Below are 19,479 nucleotides of genomic sequence, written 5' to 3'. Positions count from 1 at the left end.
ATGTCATGGTTATGTATTGTTGTCCTCAAACACGCTGTTTTTTCATTTCATATAACTCTTCATCTGCTCTCACGATCACCTCTTGCAGCGTTTCATCCTCTTCGCGCACAGCAACACCAGTACTAACACTGATCTCTATATCTAATGTATTTAAACGATTGTGTTTAACAACGCCACGGAGCTTTTTCGCTAACATGGAAGCTTTGCTCATGCTGCATCCGGGCAAAATTACAATAAACTCATCACCACCAGTCCTGACTAAGTAGTCACTGTTCCGAAAAACCTTTCTCATTGAGTCTGCAATAATAACAATGACTTCATCGCCAACATGGTGTCCGTAACGATCATTAATCTTCTTGATACGATTTCCGTCAATCGCAATGATAGAGTATGGTTCAACCTCCATTCGATGTTTAAACCGCTCTTCTTTAAATACTCGCCGATTTAATAATCCGGTCAAGTCATCTTGCGTTACATCACTCAGAGCATTTTCTAATTGAATTTTGCTCTGTTTAGATTCATTGGCTTTTCGATAATAGGCGAACGCTACGACAGAATAGATGACAAGAATAAAGCTGTAGTCCACCACTATTTTACTAAACGGATATTGGTAAATAACAAGATTATTATTGTCGGCAACATAGGATTGAGTGTAAGCAAAATGAGCCAAGGGGTAGCTCGGAAAGTAAATAATTATCTGCTTATTTCCGTTACTAACCTCTACGTCAACGGCTTTGCCTTCATTATAAAGCGATGATAAATACAGTTGTTCCGAAAATTCGCCGACAAGCTTCCCTCTATAGTAGACGGGACTCATGATACTTAATGCCATCTCATCTGAATACGTGGTTTTGAAGGGCTTAGAGATAAGAACTCGGTCGGAGAGCTGCTCTTTCCACGCGGCAAGAATACAAGCGTAATTCACTCTGCACCATTCTATATCAAACGTCTCTTTAGATCCCTCTAGAGCTGGGATTGGTCGTTCTAAGATGAGTTTGTCACTAGTGTAAGAACGAAAGTACAATATGGCGTCTTCTCTATCGTAGACATTGGACAAATGAGCTTCTGCTTGGTGTAGGGCTTTACGAGCAACAGTTTCCACATAATCTAGGTTTTTATGCGGCTTTAAAGCATAAATTGCATCTTGAAAACTGAAGTCAGTCAGTACTTCTATTTGTTCGATACTGAAGTTTTCATACTGCGCCAATTGAGCTTCGGTCAACAAGCCTAGCAGAATGACCTTCTGCTTTGTTTTTGCTAAATTGTTAGCGTACGTATTAAATTGCTTCTCCTCATAAGAGATGAGAACAGCACCAATCATGGTCACCGATACAATAAATAACAACATCGCAACCGCAAAAGAAGAAACAAAACTTCTTACATTCATAACACTTTATGTTCCTACTACTTTTGCAAGTTCAATAACATTATTCACATTAAACTTGTCTAGAAATCGACGTTTCTTGGTACTCACGGTTTTATCACTGATAGCCACACAGATAAGCATTTGATCATCAAAGATCAAACAGTTCAATTTTTTCATATTTTTACTTCAAAATAGTGATTACCTCTAACGGCATGGGCTTATCAATGTAAAAGCCTTGGCAGATGTCTATTCCACATTCGCGCATGGTTTTATAGGTTACTTCGTCTTCGACACCTTCTGCGACAATACGAATATTGAGGCTTTTCGCTAAAGCACAAATAGCGATGACAATGCTTTTCTTTTTCAGGTCTTCACTCGCTCCGTAGACAAAAACGCGGTCAAGTTTGATCTCGTTAAAAGGTAACTTTGCCAACTTTTCAAATGTAGATGAGCCCGTACCAAAATCATCAATTGATACCGTGACACCTTTCATTCTGAGTTTGATGAGGTTTTTATAGATAGACGTGCTAGCTTGGAAAGCTTCCCGCTCTGTAATCTCAATGGTGATTTGTGACGGGTCGACACCACTTTCCGAGCATTGTTGAATAAAACGATGCGAGAAGTCAGGGTCGTTCAAGTTTTCGTGGTCGACATTAATCGAGACCTTTTGGGTTAATCCCCTATTGTTGATGTCATAGATTGTATTAATCAGCACTGATTGAAAAAGTTCAGAAGACAAATGGCATCGTTTTACGATCGGAAGAAAGTGGTTTGGTAACAACACGCCATAAATAGGATGCACCCAACGCGCTAACGCTTCATAACCTAAAAGCTCACCACTGTGTGCGTCTACCAAAGGTTGGTAATAATTCTTCACTCGCCCTTCACCCAAAGCAAATAAAAACTCTTGGTCTTGCAGTACGATAGGTTGAGCAAACGCTGTTTTTCGCGTTCTTTCATCTTTTATTTGGTTGAGGAGTTTAACCACTTGCATTTCGTCGTACGGCTTAGGCAGTTCTCCTAATATCTCAAAACTAAACCCTTCGCACATTTCTCGTACTGCCGAGATGATGCTCTGCTCCAACAAACTGACTAGCACGACTTGCCCGTGATACTGAATTTGGTCGAATACTTCCAAGATGTCGATACCGCCTTTTCCCGGCATCTGGAGATCGCAAAAGATCACATCAAAATATTGCTTTTGTGCACATTGAATAGCAGTGTCCACACAATTGAATGTACTGACTGACGCGCCACTATGACCCAATATTTGGGTAAGTATCTTGGTTTGTAGAGGATGACCATCAATCACCATCACATTAAGCTGTGTATTCATTTATCTCTATCCAGTAGTCTATATTTTCGATCTCCTGCTCGATTGGTTAAATTAATCCTGCCACTCGCTGATCAAAATCGACCAGCATTACTCAGCCTCAATGTAAAACTCCGTCCGCTTGTCAGTTCTCAATAACTCTCACTATCAATGAGTTAAAAAAGAAACTACTGGCAAAAATGTGGCAACGGACAACGCTGTAATACGACTTATCGTACTGAGCATAAAGCCTTACTCAGATTGGGCAGTCAGATTAATTTGTGTCGGCTAAATGTCAAATTTCGACTAATAGCGAAATGAAATATAAATTACTGATATAAAGATAAAAATTTAAAATAAGTCAGAAAAAACCGACAAAACAATCCACCTTTGACTACACAATATTTGCGCTTAATATCTCACCAAAGTGAATACTTGTTGTAAGTCCGTTGGCGAGCATACTCAACAAATGTTTGCTTGCTCGTTTGTAAACCGTGGCTTTTTGTCTCCATCTTGAATGCTTCGCCTTCATTCCGTGATAAACTAGCTCATTAACACGAAAGAAACGCTCAACTTTGCGGTACAGAGCCACAAAAGTAAGTACGGTTTTAACACACTCTGTCTAAAACTATGCTGCTCGAAGCTCAAATTACTACTCGTACGCCCATTGGAGCAGTAAGAAAATTAAGGTATTAAATTCAAATGGTTAATAACTCAATCCAGTGGTTTCCTGGCCACATGCACAAAGCACGCAAAGAGATCGAAGAAGCAATCCCACAAGTGGATGTGATCATCGAAGTACTGGATGCTCGTATTCCTTTCAGTAGTGAAAACCCTTTGATTTCTCAAATCCGTGGTGACAAGCCGGTCGTTAAAGTCTTGAACAAGCGTGATTTGGCCGATCCTGAGTTAACTCAATTATGGATTGAGCACTTAGAGCAAGAGCAACACGTAAAAGCAATGGCGATCACGACGTCAGAACCGCAAGAAGTGCATCGAATCATGGAGCTTTGCCGTAAACTTGCCCCACACCGTGAAGAGATCGGTAAAAACATTCGTACCATGATCATGGGAATCCCAAACGTTGGGAAATCGACAATCATCAATACTCTAGCTGGTCGAACGATCGCGGTGACTGGTAACCAGCCAGCGGTAACACGTCGTCAACAGCGCATCAACCTGCAAAATGGCATCGTTTTATCCGATACACCAGGGATTCTGTGGCCAAAAGTGGAAAACCCACACAGTGGCTTCCGTTTAGCTGCTACTGGCGCTGTAAAAGATACTGCGATGGAATACGACGAGGTTGCGTTTTACACCATTGAGTACCTAGCAGCCCACTATGCGGACAAGCTTAAAGAACGTTACCAAATCGAAGAGCTTCCTGAATCAGATATCGAGATCATGGAAGAGATTGGTCGTCGCCGTGGCGCACTACGCGCAGGTGGACGTGTGGACTTGCACAAAGTATCAGAGATTTTGTTGCACGAACTTCGCCAAGGCACACTAGGCCAAATTACACTAGAGCGCCCAGAAATGATCACTCAAGAGCTGATTGAAGTCGAGATTGAAACCGCTCGTAAAGAAGAAGAAAAAGCGAAGCGTAAAGAAGAGCGCCGCAAGCGCTACCTACGTAATAAGCGATAAACTGATATTATTTTTTCCCAATCATATTTTAAGGCGCGATTTTCGCGCCTTTTTTGTTATCTAATGCGCCCATTTTTTCACTTTTCAAACTTTATATTCCTCATACAAAACCCAGACATGAAGCACGAAAAAATACCGCAAAATCGCCGTATAAACTTTAAGCACAAACTAGTTTAGACCCCGGGCCCCTATAGAGTTATAGCCACCATCCAACCCTCAAATGTCGAGTTTGCAAGGGTCTGCAAACTTATGCAACCTGGTTAGTGACACTCTCCCCAAAATCCGCAATATGAATAAGTGTCAGCGCTGGCGTTTTTCCATATGAAGAAGAGATTTATTATGAGTGAAACTATACAAAGCAAACCACTTCCTCCCTTTATTGAGGAACGCCTAGATTTTCATATTCAAGATCTAATTGAACCGAACGAGAACAAGAAACACCTTGTTCTTGGTAAACGTCCACCGTGTAATGCCATTGTTATGCAAAGCAATGATTACCTTGCACTGTCTCATAACAAGGAGATTCAAAACGCGCATCGTGATGCGATTTCTCAACACGATGACAACGTCGTGATGTCCGCGATTTTCTTGCAAGATGATGAGTCGAAACCTGCATTTGAAACTCAACTAGCCAGTTTTGTCGGCATGCCTAGCTGTCTGCTTTCTCAATCGGGATGGGCTGCGAATGTCGGTTTATTACAAACTATTTGTGCACCGAACATACCTGTGTATATCGACTTCTTTGCGCATATGTCTTTATGGGAAGGTGCACGTATCGCAGGAGCACAAATTCATCCGTTCATGCATAACAACACCAACCACTTGCGAAAACAGATTTCACGCCATGGTTCGGGGATTATTGTTGTGGATTCGGTTTACAGCACTATCGGAACCATTGCTCCTCTACGTGATATCTACGAAATAGCACAGGAGTTTGACTGCGGCTTAGTTGTGGATGAATCGCACTCGTTAGGTACGCACGGTCCGCAAGGCGCGGGGCTACTGCAAGAGCTGGATTTGACTCATATGGTGGATTTTGTAACCGTAAGTCTTGCAAAGACATTTGCTTATCGTGCTGGCGCAATTTTAGGGGCAGAAAAGCTGGCGAAGACGCTTCCATTTGTCGCGTATCCTGCCATTTTCAGTTCTACCGTGTTACCGCAAGAGATCATTCGGTTAGAAAAAACACTGGACGTCATAAAAAAAGCCGATGACAAGCGGGAGATTTTGTTTAAAAGAGCGAAGTCTCTAGCCGTTGGTTTAAAACGTATTGGGTTTACTATTCGCAGTGAGTCGCAAATTATCGCGCTAGAATGTGGCAACGAAAGAAACACTGAGCGAGTTCGCGACTTTTTAGAAGAAAGAGATGTCTTTGGCGCAGTTTTCTGTCGCCCTGCAACAGGAAGAAACAAGAACATCATTCGTTTTTCTGTCAATGCGGACATGACTGCCGCCGAAGTCGATCACGTTCTTTCCGCCTGCCAAGAAGCGTTTGTTCATCCCGATCTAGAGTTTGTATAAGCTAGAGTGTAGGTAAAAATAAAGAGCTCAGCCGTTTGCTGAGCTCTTTATCCGTATTCGCGTTATGATCAACTCGTCTCGAGATAACACAGTTGCGAGTGATTAAATCCAGTTTGCGATTTTGTCGAATAAGCGATTTTTATCCGCTGGTTTTACGATAAAGTCAGACATGCCAGAAGAGCCTATTTTGTCCAGCGTAACAGGTGAGCTATCCCCAGTATGCGCAATAATAGGTACCGACGCATAGTTTTTATCCGAGCTTCGAATTCGCCTTGAAGCTTCTACACCATCCATGATGGGCATCTCGATATCCATAAGAATGAGGTCAACGTTCTCTTGCTCTAATGTATCCAGTGCTTGCTGCCCATCTTCTTTCTGAATCACTTCAAAGCCCTGCTTTTCGAGTAACATCGCGGTAAATTTTCGCAAAGATTCGTTATCATCCACGACCATAATTGTCCGCTTATTTGACGTATCCAAAGCCACTGAGGCCGTTGGTGTCGACACATAGCTTGAATCATACAAGAGACGGTCAATGGTTGGCTTAGTATTCAATAACCAGGCTTGAGTCTCGACCCAAATAGGCTCATATGCCGCTTTGCATGCTCTCTGTGTCGGGTGATGCTCAAAAAGATAAACGATACGAGCTTCCGTGAAAGACAGAAGAGATTCTAATCTATCTAATTGGTTTGCTCTTGCATCCAAGCTCTCAAGATCGATAAAAATCAGGTCGAATTCGAACTCATACTCTTTCTTTTTGAGCACTTGATTAACATCTAAGATCGTTGATTCAAAACCCATAAAACGGCTAATGTCCGTCACTTTCGACACAAGAATATCTTGATTAGTCACCGTTAGGATGGTTTTGAGTTTGGTCAAATCGTTTTTAATTTCAGTCACGATATCAGATGTGATCGGCGGGAAAGTTAACGTGAACTGAGACCACTCACCTAGCTGAGACTGGCATTCAATGTTACCTCCAAAAGAACGCATCACTTTTTTACAAAATGGCAAACCCAAACCATAGCTGCCTGACTTACCAGTTGTGTAAAAGTCCTGAAATATATTACGTAGGACATCAGGAGCAATACCTGCACCATTATCGGTTACAACGATTTGGTTTGAGTGCTCCGTACTCGTCATGGAGACATGTATGTGGAAATCTTCAGATGTGCGATGATGGAAGGCGTTCTTGAAAAGGTTATACATAACGTATTTGAGTAAGGTATCGCTACCAAGAAAATCAAACTCACTTCTCGCATCTAGGGATATAGCAAAGCGATCCGTCGCACGCTTATAACTAAAGCTTTCAATCGCTTTTTCAACCACTGAGTGAGCAGAATGCTTTTGGAAACTGGATCGCGAGACACGGTTTTCGTCTATCGATGTCAAAAGTAAATCTATCGTCTCGTTGCCCGACTGGATGATGTTCATCGCATCCTCACTAACTTCGCGCAGCAGGGTGACATCCTCTCCGCTCATCAGATATTGGTCTTTCTCGGCTTCTTTTTTACTGGGTAAGACTGATTGGATAACATCGATTGACGTGCAAAGGCCACTTAAAGGGTTACGCATTTCATGCGCAATTCCGGCCCCGAATGACTTGGCCAACGACACTTTCGCTTCGTGCTCTACTTGGTTCCGAAAGTAGAATAAATTGCCAAATACATAAATAAAGAGAAAGATTGGCACATGCGTCCAGTCCATTGTTAAATCGAGATGAAACCCTTTCGCTACCCAAGCAAAGAACGTCGCTAAACCTATTCCGGCAAAAGTTTGAGCGAACATAACTCTTGTGACATGAACCAATAGAATGTGCAAGAAAATCGCGGACATAAAGGACATGACCCAAACATTGGACCAGTCATTCATCAGTAACATATAGAAAAAGAAAAACGGTAAGCAGATCGTTATCGTCACTTGGTAGTAAATATGGATATATTTTCGCCACGTTGACGACAGGCGATTTCTAAAAATGATGCCAAAGAACAATAGTGAACAAAACAATCTGAGCGGCAAGTTTTCATAAGCCTGTGGGAAAACAAAATCCCAAACAAAGTAGTACAGCGGAAAGCCAAGAAACCCCATCCAACCAACGAGAGTCAGGTTGGGTTCTGCATATTGATAAACCTTACGTATCGAGTCCATATTATCTATTTTGCCTACTCCGCCTGACGTCCCAATAGTGTGATTTGCATTCATTCTTATCGTTTTATTATTAAGTAATTATATATTACTTAACGCTTATAAGCAGCGCGAAATGGCGCAAATATTTCGCGACGCTTGTCTTTAATTTCAATCTTTTAAGATAGAGACACTTGATTTACAACCAAATAAATGAAGTTGCATATAGTTTAGTGTAATTTTGCGATAATCGCGTTGTATCCTAAGGGATGTTAATCTCATATACGTTCGAGACATTTAAACAGCGCCTTTGGATCGAACTTCCAAAGATTTAACGACAGCACTCACTGTGGATGTAACGCGGTGATGAACAATTGGCTTGGGGTGTGTTATGGAACCTTTACAAATAAAAAACGTAATTTTTGATGTGGGAAATGTATTAGTACGCTGGTCTCCGGTAGAGATTGTTCGCTTAACATTTGGTCACGCAGTAGAAGCGGAAAAAATGGCCCAGTTGCTGTTTTCATCACAAATCTGGAAAGACTTAAACAAAGGAATCATTTCCGAAGAGGAAGCCAAACTGTGCTATCAACGTGAGCACAAAGTGACAGCGGAAGAAATGGACCGCTTTTTTTACTACGTAAAACATACACAAATATTACTTTACGGCAGTGTCGAACTGCTAAAAAGAATAAAAAGTGCAGAATATAGCGTTTATGCGCTCACAGACAACGTCAACGAAATTGTTGAGCATCTTCGTGCTACCTATGAATTCTGGCCGCTGTTTGACGGTGCAATCATCTCTTCTGAAGTGCAGTTACTAAAGCCACAAGCTGAGATCTACCACGCCCTACTTTCAACGTATCAGCTTCAGGCTGAGGAAACGGTATTTCTTGATGATATGCCATACAACGTCGAAGGGGCCCGAGCGGTAGGCATGGAAGCCATTCAATTTGAAAATGCTCAGCAATGCGAGTCAGAGCTAAAAGCCATGGGGCTTTGCTTTTAAGTCGCCCACTGAAACACTAAACTTTAGGACAGGCACAAAAAAGAGCAGCGTTGATGCTGCTCTTATTGCTAAGCTAAAACGTCAGACTAGGAGTAAATAACGTTTTCTTCTATCCCACTAACTAATGACTGAGCATTCTTCCAACGGAATACCTTCTCCAATACTTCTGTACCACCTGGCGCACGCCAAGTTCGCTCTTGACATTCTTGACCTCCAATATGGCGGTAGAATTCAATTGCAGAAATGTTTTGCGATACGACTTCTAGATAAAGACCAGTGTCTTTAAAGTACTGTTGCTGCCATTCTGCGACAGCAAGTAATAGCTGTTTGCCAATACCACGACCACGGTAGCTGTCATCAACATGCAGTGCGTCAATAAAGGTTCCACGCTCGAAGTCATGGTTGCCAAACACACAAACGAAGCCGAGCAACAAACCACCCTCTTCCGCCAAGACAATGTGCTGGTTGAATGGTGGGTTGGTCAGACGGGTTTGCCAGATCAGTAGTTTGTCGTCAATCGCCTCTTTATCAAGATAGTTATCACTAAGAATGCCACGGTAATGACGCTTCCAACTATCCGCATGAAGATGCGCAATGCGCTCGTAGTCCTTATATTCCGCTAATCGTAAATCCATTACGTATTCCTATTTTCTTACATTTTTTACTTCTTTATAGAGTCTCGGCATATTCCACCTTTATAACACTTGTTTCTTGGCAGATTTTATACACCTTAAGCCAGAGCTCATTTTTTAATACTACTCATTATTCAATTAAAAGCAAAATATCCCATCAAGTTCCTTAATGTACATCCAAAGGAACAGTCACATTTGTCTAACTTTAATTTGACTTACACGTGTACGCTGATATTCTGGCGAACAGTTGTTAGCTCAAAGTTAGGAATACACCTGTGACTCAAAACAAACCACCCATTATCTGGTTGAATACATTGATATTTTCTTCCAGTTTTGTTCTGACTTTTATTGTAATGCCTTGGTATGCATATCATTTTGGACTGGGTTGGGAGCATCTAGTTTGGGGAGTGATGGCATTCAGTTTTACGAATCTTTCTATTACAGCAGGCTATCACCGACTCTGGAGCCACAAAACATACGAAGCTCATCCAATTTTACGTGCTATTTTTGCGATTGGAGGAGCATTTTCTTTGCAAAATAGTGCATTACACTGGTCTTCTGATCATCGTGTACACCACAAGCATGTCGACAATAACGACAAAGATCCTTACTCAGCAAAACGAGGCTTTTGGTATTCTCACATTGGCTGGATGTTACGCGACTACAACAAATCGCAGGAAAACGAATACACCAACTGCCGCGATTTAAAGCGTGACAAAATCGTCATGTGGCAACATAAGTACTATGTTCCACTTGCTCTACTCACCAATATTGGCTTTCCGGTCGCTCTTGGAATTATCTACGGCGATATTTGGGGTATGTTATTAGTAGTTGGTGCCGCTCGACTCTTTATGAGCCACCACACGACCTTTTTCATTAACTCACTTGCGCATGTTTGGGGAAAACAGACTTTTACGGACAAAAACACCGCTCGCGACAACGGCGTGTTAGCCTTTTTCACATTTGGTGAGGGCTACCACAATTTCCATCATATCTTCGAGAATGACTATCGTAATGGTGTGTATTGGTGGCATTACGACCCAACAAAGTGGTTGATTAAGTCATGCTCTTGGCTAGGACTGACATCTAAATTACGCACAACGCCAACATTTAGAATAGAAAAAGCTCGCGCAACTCAACTCTTGAAGAAAGCAAAAGAAAAACTGGGAGCAAAACCGAATACGCAGACGATTCTCGATCAGTTACAACACGAGTTTGATGTGCTAGTTCATCACATGCAGGAATATTATGAGATGCGAAAGGAAGTGCTCGGTGCAAAAACAGCCAGTGTGGTAAAAAAATACGAGTGCTCTGTGACAAAGATAAAGTATCAGCAAATCAAAGCGGAGTTCGAACGGCAACAACGCAGTTGGAACCTCATGGTGCGCCGATACGCTTAACTTAACCTATCCTTACGATTTAGCTTCGCTTCGGCGAAGCTTTTTTGTTGCAAGGATTATTACCCTCTCCCAACTCACTGAGTTGTTTCTTTTTCTCATTTTGAATCAATTCCCTCACTATTTATTCAAATTTCTGCTCATATTTTCCTTCCTGCAAACAGCTTCAAACCAGCACATAACACTTAGAAAACCAAATTCCAACAATACAATCTAACGAAATTAATTATTAAATTATTATTTGTCTCAGATCATGCAAGCCCCATATTTGTCTCGTGCCACAGTTAAGAATTCTGTAAATTCCTTGTCATAAACTGAAACAGTTTCTTTCTTTTTTTCATAACATTCGGAGATCCCTATGTTAGAGCTCTTAATTGGCTTAGTTGTCACCATTGCTGTGGGTTACTTTATCGTCAAAGGCTATAAAGCAGCGGGCGTGTTACTGACGGCTGGTATTGCTTTACTTCTTATGACTGGCGTATTGGGGCATGACGTGCTGCCCTCAAAAATCACCTCAACCGGTAACATGGTGACAGACGCGCTAGAATACGTGAAATACATGCTACAATACCGCGGCGGTGGCCTTGGTATGCAAATCATGTTGCTATGTGGCTTCGCTTCCTATATGACTCACATCGGCGCGAATAACGTTGTAGTGAAACAGTTCTCTAAACCGCTTTCTGTTATCAAGTCTCCTTATGTCCTTTTGGTAGCGGCTTACATTGTGGCGTGTTTGATGTCTCTTGCGGTAAGTTCTGCAACTGGCCTTGGCGTACTATTAATGGCGACATTGTTCCCAATGATGGTCGCGATGGGGATCTCTCGTCCAGCAGCGGTTGCAGTTTGTGCCTCTCCTGCGGCAATCATTCTTTCTCCAACCTCTGGTGATGTGGTGATCGCCGCCGAAAAATCTGGCTTGGCGCTTGATGTTTTTGCGGTACAAACAGTGTTGCCTGTTTCTATTTGCGCAATCATCGTGATGGCTACCGCGGCTTTCTTCTGGAACAAATACTTAGATAAGAAAGAAAATACGCCAATGGAAAAAATTGACGTATCAGAGATCAAAGCCGATGCACCAGCGTTTTATGCGGCACTGCCATTTCTACCTATCATCGGCGTGTTCCTATTCAACGGTCGTACCATTCCAGGACTTAGCCTAGACATTTACACTATTGTGGTCGGTTCGATTTTCCTTGGCGCTCTGATCCATTACGTTGTAAATAAGTTTGATGGTAAGAAATCACTGGAAGATTTAGATTCTTGTTACGCTGGCATGGCTGACGCGTTCAAAGGCGTTGTGATGCTTTTGGTTGCAGCGGGGGTTTTTGCGCAAGGTCTAATGTCTATCGGCGCTATCGATAACCTACTTCACCTTGCAGACAATGCAGGTGCAGGCGGTGTTGCTTTAATGCTTATCCTTACTGCATTGACAGTTGCAGCAGCAATTGCAACGGGGTCTGGTAACGCGCCTTTCTATGCATTTGTAGAGTTGGCACCATCTTTGGCTGCGAAAATGGGACTAAACCCAGCGTTCCTAATTATCCCGATGCTTCAAGCATCAAACCTAGGTCGTACTATCTCACCAGTGTCTGGCGTAATCGTTGCGACATCCGGTATGGCGAACATCAGCCCGTTTGAGGTTGTAAAACGAACATCTGTTCCGGTTCTTGCCGGTCTTATCACAGTTATAATTGGTACTATGGTGCTTGTTCCAATGAGTGCCTAACGGCATCGCCAATATTGCTTATCGACAAGGCCCGGCTTCTAGCTGGGCCTTTTTCTTTCATCTCTCCAGTGCCATTATTCTTTCTGTATTGCTTTGTAAATGCATTTTAATTGTTACTCAACTCATGACATATTTCTCGGTTATTACATCGCTTCTTCAGAAGCATTTGCTTAATATCTCAACAGTTTATATAAGAACTGAATACATTAAGAAAATGGGATTTATTATGACTGCATTTATTGTCTTTATCGTTATTGTCCTGCTCATTGTGGTGTACGCCATCAGTATCTACAACAAGCTCGTTACTCTACAAAACCGTTTCAAAAACAGCTTCGCTCAAATAGAGGTTCAATTAAAACGTCGATACGATTTGATTCCGAACTTAGTTAATACTGCAAAAGGCTATATGGAACACGAAAAAGAAACATTTGAACGTGTCATCCAAGCTCGTAATCAAGCAATTGCTGGCCTGAAAGCAGCCAGTGACGCGCCTGGTAGTGATGCGGCAATTAGCCAACTAAACCAAGCAGAAGGCATGCTGCAAAGTGCGTTGGGCAAACTTAATGTTGTAGTGGAAGCCTACCCTGAGCTTAAAGCAAATGAAACCATGAGTCAGCTTCAAGAAGAATTAACCAGCACTGAAAACAAAGTTGCGTTTGCTCGCCAAGCATTTAATGATGCGGTAACCAGCTACAACACATACAAACAAACGTTCCCGCCAGTGTTGTTTTCCAACGCATTCGGATTCCAAGATGGCAAACTGTTAGAGTTTTCTGACAGTGCTGAAATACAAGCTGCCCCGAAGGTTGAGTTCTAATGGATTTCTTTGACCATCAAGATACCGCGCGTCAACGCACTGGGCTTTTGGTGTTCCTGTTTTCCTTAGCAGTTGTCACCATCACTGGTTTGGTAAGCGTATTATCGATTGGTATCTATTACGGAGTAACAGGCGAACACTTTGATCAAGAAACCGCACTTACCTACGTCTTGTTGTGCTTTGCTGGCGTATTGCTGGTTGTTACGATAAGTTCAATGGTTCGCTTATCCGCCCTCACCTCCAATGGAGGCCGAGGGGTTGCTGAGAGCATAGGTGGCAAGCTGATTTCCTCAAACACCTTAGATGCAAAACATAGACAACTGCTCAACGTTGTGGAAGAAATGGCTATTGCATCTGGCATTCCGGTTCCTCCCGTCTATGTGATGCAGGAAGAGCGCGGTATCAATGCTTTCGCAGCAGGCATGAGCATTGATGATGCCGTCATCGGCGTCACACAAGGCGCACTGGATAGCTTCACGCGAGATGAACTACAAGGTGTCATTGCTCATGAATTCAGCCATATCTTAAACGGAGATATGCGTTTGAATACGCGTCTTATCGGCGTACTGTTTGGCATCACTTGCATTGCACATTTTGGACACTTGGTCTTAGATAACACTCATCATACGAGTCGCGTATCAAGAAGTTCTTCCGATTCCGATAAAGGCTTTGCGGTTATCATGCTGATTGCGATTATCTGTTTGGTTCTGGGCTGGATTGGCACCTTGTTTGGCTCGATGATCAAAGCCGCAATCTCTCGTCAACGTGAATTTCTCGCTGATGCCAGTGCCGTTCAATTTACTCGAAACGATCAAGGCATTGCTGGTGCACTCAAGAAAATTGGTAGTCATATGGCGGGTTCTTCATTGAATACAAAAGCAAGCGATGAGATTAGCCATATGATGTTTGGTCAAAGCAAACTCTCCGGCTTTTCTGGCCTATTTGCGACTCACCCTCCACTAGAAGAACGGATTCGCCGAATTGAACCTGGTTGGGATGGAAGTTTTTCTCAAAGTTCGCATCGTCCAACGACAAGCTTTGAGAATGATAACGTTAGTGGATTCACATCAGGGACATCGACACAACCGGAGAAACCAACCACTGCAGAACTCAGCGAAGTAGGTCAACAACTACTTAACCAACTTCCTTCCGAACTTGTCGACATCGCTCGTGAACCATATAGTGCGCGCTTTATTGCTTTTGCCTTGATATTTGATGGTAGTGAACTCCAGCGAGAGATGATAAAAAGTCATATCCCAAATGTGTCTCAAGCACAATTATTACCATGGCTGGATTATGATTTGCCTCTTCATCTACGCTTTCCATTACTCGAACTCTCCATCCCTGCCTTGAAATCGCTGAGTGAGGGTCAGAAAAACAGACTGTGCCAGGTGCTACGTGAACTCTCTCAAACTGATGACCACTACTCACTCGCAGAATGGTGTGTCATCAACTTATTGGAGAAACAACTACTCGAATCGTATGGATGTACAAAACAGATCCAGTCTTTAAAGCAATTAAAAGAGAGTGTGTTTTGGCTACTGCGCGAATTGGCTTGGGTTAGTCACTCTCAACCGGAAGACGCTCAACGTGCATTTAGCAGCGCCCTAACCTGTTTGGGCTTTAATGATGCAGAGTTACAACCCGCAAATAAGAACTGGGGCCTAAATCGCGCTGCTTTAGAGCTCCTACTGCAACTCAAACCGAAAAGTCGTCGCTTGTTCGTAAAAGCGTGTCGATTAGCGATTGAATCGGATGGAAAGGTTACCGTTGCGGAAGGAGAACTCTATAGGGTAATCGCCTGCTTCTTAGAAGTTCCAGAGCCGCCACTAACAGTATCAGTCAATACAGGACAAACCCTACCGAGCCAAACACAACAAGCTAACTGACTTAGCTTTAAACAAAAACGCCAGCACTTTTGCTGGCGTTTTTTCATTATGTTTTCTTATTTGACGATTTACGCTGACTTAAATCGATCAGGGATCTTAGTGATACTCTCTCGATAACTAAACCATAAGTAGGTCACGGCGAGAGAGAAGAATAAATACGAAAGTGCGAAGACGATTGGAGATGTAATTAATTCAGCCGACATTCCCCACATCACACCAACAACCGTTATCGTCAACTTAGAAAGCATGCCGCAAATTAGTAAGAATAAGGCAAGCTGCGGAAAGCGCGAGCTACGGAATGCAAAGAAATAACAGCTCCCTACCGCTAGAGAAGCAATAGATAGACCCAACATAAATGAATGGATGTGGTCTGCAGATGCGACACCAGCAGATACCGAAGCCATGAGCAATAGGAACAGTTTCATAAGTCACCTCACAACAAGTCTAAAAAAGCATCCCTTCATAAATGAAATCTCATTTTTCGCTATATTCTGCTCCTATAATCTGCAATTACAAGTGACTTTTTTGTTCACTTAATGCACAAAAAACCTAATCAGCTCTAGTTATTACAAAAGGTTAACAATTTAAATTTAAGAAACCCTTTACATCCAATACTTACGGCGACAAGACGATATTTCAGTCATTTTTGTTACAGGGAGTTAACACGGTAACATTTTGAAATTTTTTATATGAAATGTGAGCTCTGCACCCAACTGCGCACTGAATTCTCTGTTTTGACTAGCTCCTCGTTCCTAACAACAAAAATCATCACTTTTTGATAACACTCCAACCACATACAAAACCATGAATTCACATCCGCTTTTAATGTTTCAAATTATTTTATCAGTAACGGCAAAAAGAGATTCCAATCACATATTTATTGGTTATAATCCGCGCTCATTGCGTTAACCGTTGAAAAACGCAAACTAATTTTGAGAAAAAACATCTTTAAACCAACCCTCTTTGCGGCATTGCCAACAAGAGGAAAAACTGAGAATGAAAATGAGCAAGATTGATAAAGCTATGCGCATCCTGTTAGCAGGGTTCTGTATCAACCTTTGTCTTGGCATCCTGTATGCTTGGAGTGTATTCAACAAGGCACTGGTAACTGAATCAGGCTGGAGTGCTGCAGAAGCTTCTGCACCTTATGCAACTGCAACCATCACTTTCTCTATCTGTCTTCTTGTTGCAGGTATTCTTCAAGACCGCATGGGTCCGCGTATGATTCTTATCCTAGGTACTGTTCTTACAGGTCTAGGCATGATCGCATCTGGCTTTGTTGACACTCCACTCATGCTGAACATTACCTTCGGTGTGATCACAGGTGCAGGTATCGGTTTTGGCTACGCATGCCTATCACCTTCTGCAATGAAGTGGTTCCACGCTTCGAAGAAAGGCATGGTTAACGGCATTATTGCGGCTGGTTTCGGTCTAGCGGCTATCTACCTAGCACCAGTAACATCATCATTGATCGACAGCATGGGCATTCAAACGAGCTTTATGGTTCTTGGTGTTGGTATCCTGGCAATTGCAGTTCCTCTTGCAGCAACCATCAATAACCCACCAGCAGACTACACACCTGCAGAGCCTAAAGTAAAAGAAGGTCAAGCACCTAAAGCGGTTAAAAAGTCAGATGACCTAACTTGGAAAGCAATGCTGAAGACGCCACAGTTCTACTCTCTATGGATCATGTACGCATTCGCAGCTTCTGTTGGTCTAATGATCATCGGTAACATCACGACCATCGCAAGCGTTCAAGCAAACTTACCAAACGCCGTTTACCTAGCGTCTATTCTTGCTGTATTTAACTCAGGCGGCCGTGTTGCTGCGGGTATGCTTGCAGATAAAATCGGCGGTGTTCGTACGCTTCTACTTGCGTTCGTCTTACAAGGCGTAAACATGGTGTTGTTCGCAACGTTCGACTCTGAGTTCACTCTGATCATTGGTACTGCGATCGCAGCGGTAGGTTACGGTACACTTCTAGCGGTATTCCCTACTCTAACGGCCGAGTTCTACGGTTTGAAAAACTACGGTACTAACTACGGTGTGCTTTACACTGCATGGGGTATCGGTGGTGCAATCGGCGCAGCAGTTGTTGGCTTCTCTATGACGAACGGCGAAGGCTACACCTTGGCTTACACTATTTCTTCAGCAATGATGGCAGTATGTATCGTACTTGCGTTCATCACTAAGCCACTGTCTGAAGCGAAAGTAGCGCACCTAAAAAACGCATAATTGCGAATTGATTTGATAGCGAAAAGGCTTAACCTATGGGTTAAGCCTTTTTTGTTATCGGTCGTTTATGGAAAGCCCTATCGAACTTGCACCAGACTACTATCTAGAAAACTTCTTTAAGCTGACTCACCACGCAGTAACCTGGTACAGCGATTTACTGGCTGAGGAAGAACACTCTTGGCTTTGCTCGTTTGATTCCTTGAGCAAACACGCCCAGTGCCTGTTGGTGCGTTTATACAGCCGAAAAGGGTGTTGGTTTCGAAGTGATAAGCTGAGTTATCAAGAAATACCTTCAATCAATGAAGCACTGGCAGAATTGAGTCAACATGAGTTTGTGGCCCTTTCCCCCACACTCTCTCATCAAGAGTTAGCGTCTAACTTACTGACGAAACCGGAGATCTCTGCACTTTACCCAGAGCTACCGAAGTCATTAAAGAAAGATGCCCTTGTGGAGCGTTTAAGCAACACGGAATTTGATCGTTTTGAGCAGCTTGAGTTTACGATCATCAAACTCAATTCCGCCCACATGATCGACGTTTTACTCACCCTATTTTTTGCCAACACCCATCAAGACTTAAGTCAGTTTGTGCTTGATGACTTAGGTCTACATCAGTTCGAGCAATACCAATTGAGTAAAGTGCGCCGTTTCTTTGATTCACGTGAGCAAATAGACCGCTTAATTGAACTGAGTCAACTGGCCAACCTGTACTGGCAATTTGATCGAAAAGACAAAGCGAACCTCGACTTATTAATTGAGGCAATGCCTCATCCAGTTAGTCACCATTACGTAGATCGTAAACGCGAACACATGTTGAATGACATTGCGCGAGACTATGAGCGTATTAATGAGCTAGAGACCGCCCTATCTCTATTTAGCCAAACTCAGCTCGCTCCGAGCCGAGAACGACGAGCACGTATCTATGACAAACTAAACCAAGATGATTTATTTAGTGACATTGTCACAGATATGCTGCAGTCGCCAATTGATGTGTCTGAGCTCGAAGTCGCACAAAAACTTGAGCAACGGTTGAAGCGAAAACAAGGCGCGAAAGTACCAAGAGTAGCGAAGCCACTCTGCTCCGAATACCATATTGAACTGGATTTATCTCAACAACGAGTCGAGCTTGCCAGTAAAGCGTATTTTGAGTCCTTAGGCTGGAATGTGTTTTACGCTGAAAATGCGTTGCTCAACTCGCTACTGGGGCTTACATTCTGGGATGCGATTTTTGCTCCTATTGAAGGGGCATTCATTAACGCTTATCAACACCGTCCTTTAGATTTATATCACTCGGATTTTGTTACCAAGCGCCAAGCTTTGATAGACACCGCTTTTGCCGAACTAGAAGCAGGCAGCACCCAGACGTTATTGGCAAAATACGATGAGAAGTTTGGCATCAGTAATCCATTTGTACATTGGAATTTAATAAGTAAAGAGCTACTCGAAACAGCGCTCAACACTATCCCAACCAATATGCTGATGGCGCTGTTCAAAATACAATTGAGCGACCTTAAGCTTTACCGCAATGGGCTGCCGGATCTCATTGCTTTTAAAGAAAATGAGTTCGAGTGGATTGAAGTGAAAGGCCCTGGCGATAAACTCCAGGATAACCAATGGCGTTGGATCAAAGAGTTTACTCGCCTTAATGTCCCGTTTGCGGTGTGTTACGTCGCAGCAACTTAACTTACTCTATATAAAGAGCTTGGTGTTTGTTCACTCAAACCGCCCCTCGGTTATCGCCCCTTGCTCTTTTTTCTAAAAATTTTTTCGTTTCTTCACGATCGCTTCACGCTTCTTCACACAAAA

Annotated in this window: 14 protein-coding genes and 1 pseudogene; 9 read left to right on the top strand and 6 right to left on the bottom strand. The window is 42.8% G+C overall.

All coding sequences use genetic code 11. The annotated features are described in order from the left end of the window. Positions 1 to 25: 25 nt before the first annotated feature. From L3V30_RS15735 to L3V30_RS15725, 3 genes and pseudogenes are all read right to left on the bottom strand, one after another. Complete coding sequence (locus tag L3V30_RS15735) at positions 26 to 1,387, bottom strand: GGDEF domain-containing protein (protein ID WP_237309267.1); 1,362 nt, start codon at positions 1,385 to 1,387, stop codon at positions 26 to 28. A gap of 6 nt (positions 1,388 to 1,393) precedes the next feature. After that, positions 1,394 to 1,495 (bottom strand): annotated as a pseudogene (locus L3V30_RS15730) (LuxR C-terminal-related transcriptional regulator); the annotation flags it as partial. 52 nt (positions 1,496 to 1,547) lie between these two features. Then, positions 1,548 to 2,702, bottom strand: coding sequence for an EAL domain-containing response regulator (locus tag L3V30_RS15725; RefSeq protein ID WP_237309266.1), 1,155 nt, complete (start codon positions 2,700 to 2,702; stop codon positions 1,548 to 1,550). 678 nt (positions 2,703 to 3,380) lie between these two features. On the opposite strand from L3V30_RS15725, the gene ylqF reads away from it, so the two are divergent. Further along, on the top strand, positions 3,381 to 4,325 hold the full coding sequence (gene ylqF, locus L3V30_RS15720) for a ribosome biogenesis GTPase YlqF (RefSeq protein ID WP_005376521.1): 945 nt from the start codon (positions 3,381 to 3,383) through the stop codon (positions 4,323 to 4,325). A gap of 339 nt (positions 4,326 to 4,664) precedes the next feature. Next, positions 4,665 to 5,846: an alpha-hydroxyketone-type quorum-sensing autoinducer synthase gene (cqsA, locus tag L3V30_RS15715; protein WP_134645614.1), complete on the top strand. Its 1,182-nt coding sequence runs from the start codon at positions 4,665 to 4,667 to the stop codon at positions 5,844 to 5,846. Positions 5,847 to 5,948: 102 nt separating this feature from the next. Here cqsA and L3V30_RS15710 read toward each other — a convergent pair whose 3' ends face one another. After that, positions 5,949 to 7,994: a response regulator gene (locus L3V30_RS15710; RefSeq protein WP_006742321.1), complete on the bottom strand. Its 2,046-nt coding sequence runs from the start codon at positions 7,992 to 7,994 to the stop codon at positions 5,949 to 5,951. 367 nt (positions 7,995 to 8,361) lie between these two features. On the opposite strand from L3V30_RS15710, the gene L3V30_RS15705 reads away from it, so the two are divergent. Next, positions 8,362 to 8,979 (top strand): HAD family phosphatase, encoded by a 618-nt coding sequence (locus L3V30_RS15705; protein ID WP_237309265.1) that lies wholly within the window; start codon positions 8,362 to 8,364, stop codon positions 8,977 to 8,979. Positions 8,980 to 9,065: 86 nt separating this feature from the next. Here the strand turns inward: L3V30_RS15705 and L3V30_RS15700 are convergent, their stop codons facing one another. Next, on the bottom strand, positions 9,066 to 9,614 hold the full coding sequence (locus L3V30_RS15700) for a GNAT family N-acetyltransferase (protein ID WP_005398196.1): 549 nt from the start codon (positions 9,612 to 9,614) through the stop codon (positions 9,066 to 9,068). Positions 9,615 to 9,886: 272 nt separating this feature from the next. On the opposite strand from L3V30_RS15700, the gene L3V30_RS15695 reads away from it, so the two are divergent. The 4 genes from L3V30_RS15695 (at position 9,887) to L3V30_RS15680 (ending at position 15,440) form a co-directional block, all read left to right on the top strand. Then, positions 9,887 to 11,011, top strand: a complete 1,125-nt coding sequence (locus L3V30_RS15695) for a fatty acid desaturase (RefSeq protein WP_237309264.1) — start codon at positions 9,887 to 9,889, stop codon at positions 11,009 to 11,011. A gap of 355 nt (positions 11,012 to 11,366) precedes the next feature. Then, entirely contained in the window at positions 11,367 to 12,734 is a 1,368-nt protein-coding gene (dcuC, locus tag L3V30_RS15690) for an anaerobic C4-dicarboxylate transporter DcuC (protein ID WP_237309263.1), read from the top strand. 226 nt (positions 12,735 to 12,960) lie between these two features. After that, positions 12,961 to 13,551, top strand: a complete 591-nt coding sequence (locus L3V30_RS15685) for a LemA family protein (protein ID WP_167713204.1) — start codon at positions 12,961 to 12,963, stop codon at positions 13,549 to 13,551. Then, positions 13,551 to 15,440 (top strand): M48 family metallopeptidase, encoded by a 1,890-nt coding sequence (locus L3V30_RS15680; protein WP_237309262.1) that lies wholly within the window; start codon positions 13,551 to 13,553, stop codon positions 15,438 to 15,440. Before L3V30_RS15685 ends, L3V30_RS15680 begins: the two co-directional genes overlap by 1 nt. A gap of 68 nt (positions 15,441 to 15,508) precedes the next feature. Here the strand turns inward: L3V30_RS15680 and L3V30_RS15675 are convergent, their stop codons facing one another. Then, positions 15,509 to 15,865, bottom strand: coding sequence for a hypothetical protein (locus tag L3V30_RS15675; protein WP_005398137.1), 357 nt, complete (start codon positions 15,863 to 15,865; stop codon positions 15,509 to 15,511). Between the two features lie 577 nt (positions 15,866 to 16,442). Here L3V30_RS15675 and L3V30_RS15670 point away from each other — a divergent pair. Beyond that, entirely contained in the window at positions 16,443 to 17,675 is a 1,233-nt protein-coding gene (locus L3V30_RS15670) for an OFA family MFS transporter (RefSeq protein WP_104970823.1), read from the top strand. Positions 17,676 to 17,742: 67 nt separating this feature from the next. Beyond that, positions 17,743 to 19,356: a VRR-NUC domain-containing protein gene (locus tag L3V30_RS15665; protein WP_237309261.1), complete on the top strand. Its 1,614-nt coding sequence runs from the start codon at positions 17,743 to 17,745 to the stop codon at positions 19,354 to 19,356. Positions 19,357 to 19,479 lie beyond the last annotated feature (123 nt).

The sequence above is a fragment of the Vibrio sp. A1-1 genome (genome assembly GCF_021728175.1).
In the GTDB taxonomy this organism is placed as follows: Bacteria; Pseudomonadota; Gammaproteobacteria; order Enterobacterales; family Vibrionaceae; genus Vibrio; species Vibrio diabolicus.
This window is presented reverse-complemented; position numbering and strand designations above follow the sequence as displayed.